The sequence below is a fragment of the Citricoccus sp. genome (assembly GCF_035445025.1).
GTDB lineage: Bacteria > Actinomycetota > Actinomycetes > Actinomycetales > Micrococcaceae > Citricoccus.
On record NZ_DAOMPX010000128.1, the window covers coordinates 1 to 3,350 of the forward strand.

Here is a 3,350-nt window from a genome sequence, read left to right on the forward strand (position 1 = left end):
TAGCGCTGGATGACCGGCCAGGCGCCCTCGGAGTCGTTGGAGACGATGGTGACGGTGGTCCGGGTGGTCGGGTCGAAGCGGGTGCGCACCGAGATGCCGGGGTCGTATCCCTCCAGGATCCAACCGGGGCCGTCCTCGTCGAGCCAGAAGCCCATCCCGCAGCGCAGACCCTCGTACTCGTCGTGGTGCCGGGGGCGGGTCAACTCCGCCAGCGCCCCACGGGAGACGATCCTGCCGTCCGCCAGGGCGCGCCAGAACCTGCTGAGGTCCTCGACCGTGGTGACGGCACCGCCGTCGCCGTTGCCGCGCACCGGCAGGTGCAGCACGTTGGTGCGCACCGAGTCGCACCGCAGGTACCCGGTGGCGGTACCGGCGGCGGGCTCGTCCAGCCGGGGGTAGCCGGTATTGCCCATGCCCGCGGGGGCGAGCACCCGCTCGGTGACCAGCTCGTGGAAGCTCCGGCCGCAGGCGCGCTCGGCGGCCAGGGCCAGGACGATGTACCCGCCGTTGTTGTAGGCGAACCGTTCTCCGGGCCGGGAGACCTGCGGGCAGTGCAGCACCTGCAGGAACCCCTCGGTCTCGGCCAGGGTGTGCGTGGGGACGGGCAGCACGTAGTCGGTGACCTCCCAGTCGGCCGACTCGTCCAGGTAGTCGCCGAGGCCCGAGGTGTGGCCGAGCAGGTGCTCCAGGGTCACGTCATCGTCGATCTCCGGCAGGTCCAGGCCGAGCATGGGCCGCACCCTCGAGACCCGAGACAGGGAGCCGTCCTCGATGAGGGACATGATGACCAGTGCCGTGAAGGCCTTGGACACGCTCGCCACCCCGAACCGGGTTTCGGGCGTGTTCGGGATGCGCAGCACACGCTCGGCCAGCCCGTACCCGCGGGACAGCACGGGGGAGCCCTCCACGTCAATGGAGATGGCACCGGAGAAGTTGTGGCGTAGCGCCGCCTCGTCCAGGGCCGAGGCGAGTTCCGTCAGGTCCTCGGCAGGCGTCGAGGCACCCGGAGGGGGAGGGGTTGTCACACGCTCAATCTAGTGCACGGGGGTGGTCCCGGGGAGGATGAGTCGCTGGTGGCGTGGGGTTTTGTCCGCGCCGCGGTGACGGGTGCAGGTGCTCCGTAGACTGGACCCCGTGACCTCCGACCCCCGCCCCCTGCTCGCGATCGATGCCTCCGCGACCGCCAGCGCCGCCGTCGTGCTCTCCGGCGAGGTCCTCGCCCGCTTCTCCACCACCGAGACCAACACCCACGCCGAGGTGCTCGCCCCCGCCGTGCAGCAGGTCATGCGGGAGGCGAACGTGGCCGCGGCGGACCTCGGGGCCGTGGTGGCCGGCGTCGGGCCCGGGCCGTTCACCGGGCTGCGCGCCGGGCTGGTGACCGCCCGCTCGCTCGCCTTCGCCTGGGGGCTGGACGTGCACGGGGTGATGAGCCTGGACGCGATCGCCCACCCCGCCGCCGAGGACGCCTGGCGCCGCGGGGTGGACGAGTTCGTCGTCGCCACCGACGCCCGCCGCCGCGAGGTCTACTGGGCGCACTACTCGCACGTGGGCGGGCAGTTCCAGCGCCTCCACGGGCCCTTCGTCACCGCCCCGGCCGACGTCACCCCGCTGCCGGTCTACGGCGCCGGGGCGGGGCTCTACCCGGACGTGCTGTCCTCCGTCCCGGAGTTCCGCACCACCGTCCCGGACGCCGGTGCCCTCGGCCTGGTCGGCGAGCTCTCCCTGCGCCGCGGCCGGGGCCTGCTGCCCGTGCAGCCGCTGTACCTGCGCGAGTCCGACGCCAAGGTCCCCGGGCCGCGCAAGAGGGCGGGCACGGGGGAGCGCTGACGCCTCGAGTTGGTTACGAGCACGATGGACGGTGGTTCGCGCGGCGTGTCTCACCGTGCATCGTGACCGTAACGCCGGCGGTTCCTGCCTAGAGCTCGCGCTCGTCCACGACGTCGAAGTCGCGGAACGAGATCTCCCCGTCGACGAGTTCCCGCATCTTTCCCGCGAACTCCGCGGTCTCCGGAAGCTGCGAGTTCTCCATGGCCGACTCGTAGGAGTCGAAGAAGACGACCTCGCAGTATCGGTCCGGGTTGTCGCGGTACGTCATCCACACGGCCCGGCGCGCCGTGCGCTTGCCCTGCGTGGCCCGCTCCCACTCGGCGAGGACCTCGGCCACCTCGTCGGGCCGGGTGGTGGTGTATTCGATCAGCTGGACGAACGCCATGACGCACTCTCCTTGGACGCGATCCCCCTTCAGGGTAGGCCCGGCGGAGAGGGGTGTGAAGATCGCAGGCGCCCCGGGTGTGAGCAGTGTGATCTACTCGGGATGATGACAGCTGATCACCCCGATGAGGACCCCGGCGCTGTCCCGTCACCGGATGCGGAAGCGCTCCCGCATCCGCTGACGGGACGGCGCTTCGCCTCACCCGTGCCGCCGGGCACCGGCTGGCCGGAGGACCCCGCACTGCCCACGACGCCGGCCGCGGCCTCGGCCGACCAGGTCCGGGACCTGGCGGCATCGGCGTCCTCGCTGGCCGAGGTCGACGCGCGGGTCAGCGTGTGCCGGGCCTGCCCGCGGCTGGTCCAGTGGCGCGAGACCGTGGCCGGGGAGAAGCGAAGGGCCTTCGCCGACCAGCCGTACTGGGGCAGGCCCGTGCCCTCCTATGGGGACGAGTCCGCGCGGGTCCTCGTGGTGGGGCTCGCCCCCGCCGCCCACGGCGGCAACCGCACCGGGCGGATGTTCACCGGAGACCGCTCGGGGGACTGGCTGTTCGCCGCCCTGCACCGGGCCGGCTATGCCGAGCGGCCGACGTCCGTGATGGCCGGTGACGGTCAGCGCCTGACCGGGTTGCGCATGGTGGCCCCCGTGCACTGCGCCCCGCCGGACAACAAGCCCACCCCGGCCGAGCGGGCCGCCTGCGGGCACTGGCTGGACCGGGAACTGCAGCTGCTGACCACGGTGGAGTCGATCCTGGTGCTGGGTTCGATCGGCTGGCAGTCCCTGCACGCCGCCGTCGCCCGGATCGGCTGGGGCATGCCACGGCCGCGGGCGAAGTTCGGGCACGGGGTGCAGACGGTGTTCACCGCGCCGGGCGGTGCTGGCGGCGGGGGCGAGGGCGGTCAGGACGCGGGGGAGCGGCAGGTGCGCGTGGTCGGCTGCTACCACGTCTCCCAGCAGAACACCTTCACCGGCCGGCTCACCGAGGCGATGCTGGATGAGGTCATCCGTCTGCTGTGACGGGCCTGACATTTCGGCCCGAGTGAGGCCACCCTGTGACGCCCTAGGTTCCATTAGGAACTTCAATCATCTCCTGCTACCGTAACTCCGGAAGCTGTCCTGACTTGGGTGGCTCTGCTTTATT

At 71.8% G+C, this 3,350-nt stretch carries 4 protein-coding genes; 2 read left to right on the forward strand and 2 right to left on the reverse strand.

Annotated features, from left to right (window positions below; translation table 11 throughout):
* Positions 1-1,025, reverse strand: a 1,025-nt coding sequence (locus PLJ28_RS15355; protein WP_324590387.1) for a serine hydrolase domain-containing protein, incomplete at its 3' end; no start/stop codon positions are given.
* Positions 1,026-1,134: 109 nt separating this feature from the next.
* Here PLJ28_RS15355 and tsaB point away from each other — a divergent pair.
* Complete coding sequence (gene tsaB / locus PLJ28_RS15360) at positions 1,135-1,827, forward strand: tRNA (adenosine(37)-N6)-threonylcarbamoyltransferase complex dimerization subunit type 1 TsaB (protein WP_324590388.1); 693 nt, start codon at positions 1,135-1,137, stop codon at positions 1,825-1,827.
* An 88-nt stretch (positions 1,828-1,915) separates the two neighbouring features.
* On the opposite strand, the gene PLJ28_RS15365 is transcribed toward tsaB, so the two are convergent.
* Positions 1,916-2,212 carry a hypothetical protein gene (locus PLJ28_RS15365; RefSeq protein WP_324590389.1) on the reverse strand — a complete coding sequence of 99 codons (297 nt, stop codon included), beginning with the start codon at positions 2,210-2,212 and terminating at the stop codon, positions 1,916-1,918.
* 105 nt (positions 2,213-2,317) lie between these two features.
* Here PLJ28_RS15365 and PLJ28_RS15370 point away from each other — a divergent pair, with 105 nt between their 5' ends.
* Entirely contained in the window at positions 2,318-3,226 is a 909-nt protein-coding gene (locus PLJ28_RS15370; protein WP_183527427.1) for a uracil-DNA glycosylase, read from the forward strand.
* Positions 3,227-3,350 lie beyond the last annotated feature (124 nt).

What these genes read in the sequence shown, in the direction of transcription:
- PLJ28_RS15370 (WP_183527427.1), top strand. Translation starts at nt 2,318, where the DNA reads ATGACAGCTGATCACCCCGATGAGGACCCCGGCGCTGTCCCGTCACCG.
- PLJ28_RS15365 (WP_324590389.1), bottom strand. Translation starts at nt 2,212, where the DNA reads ATGGCGTTCGTCCAGCTGATCGAATACACCACCACCCGGCCCGACGAG.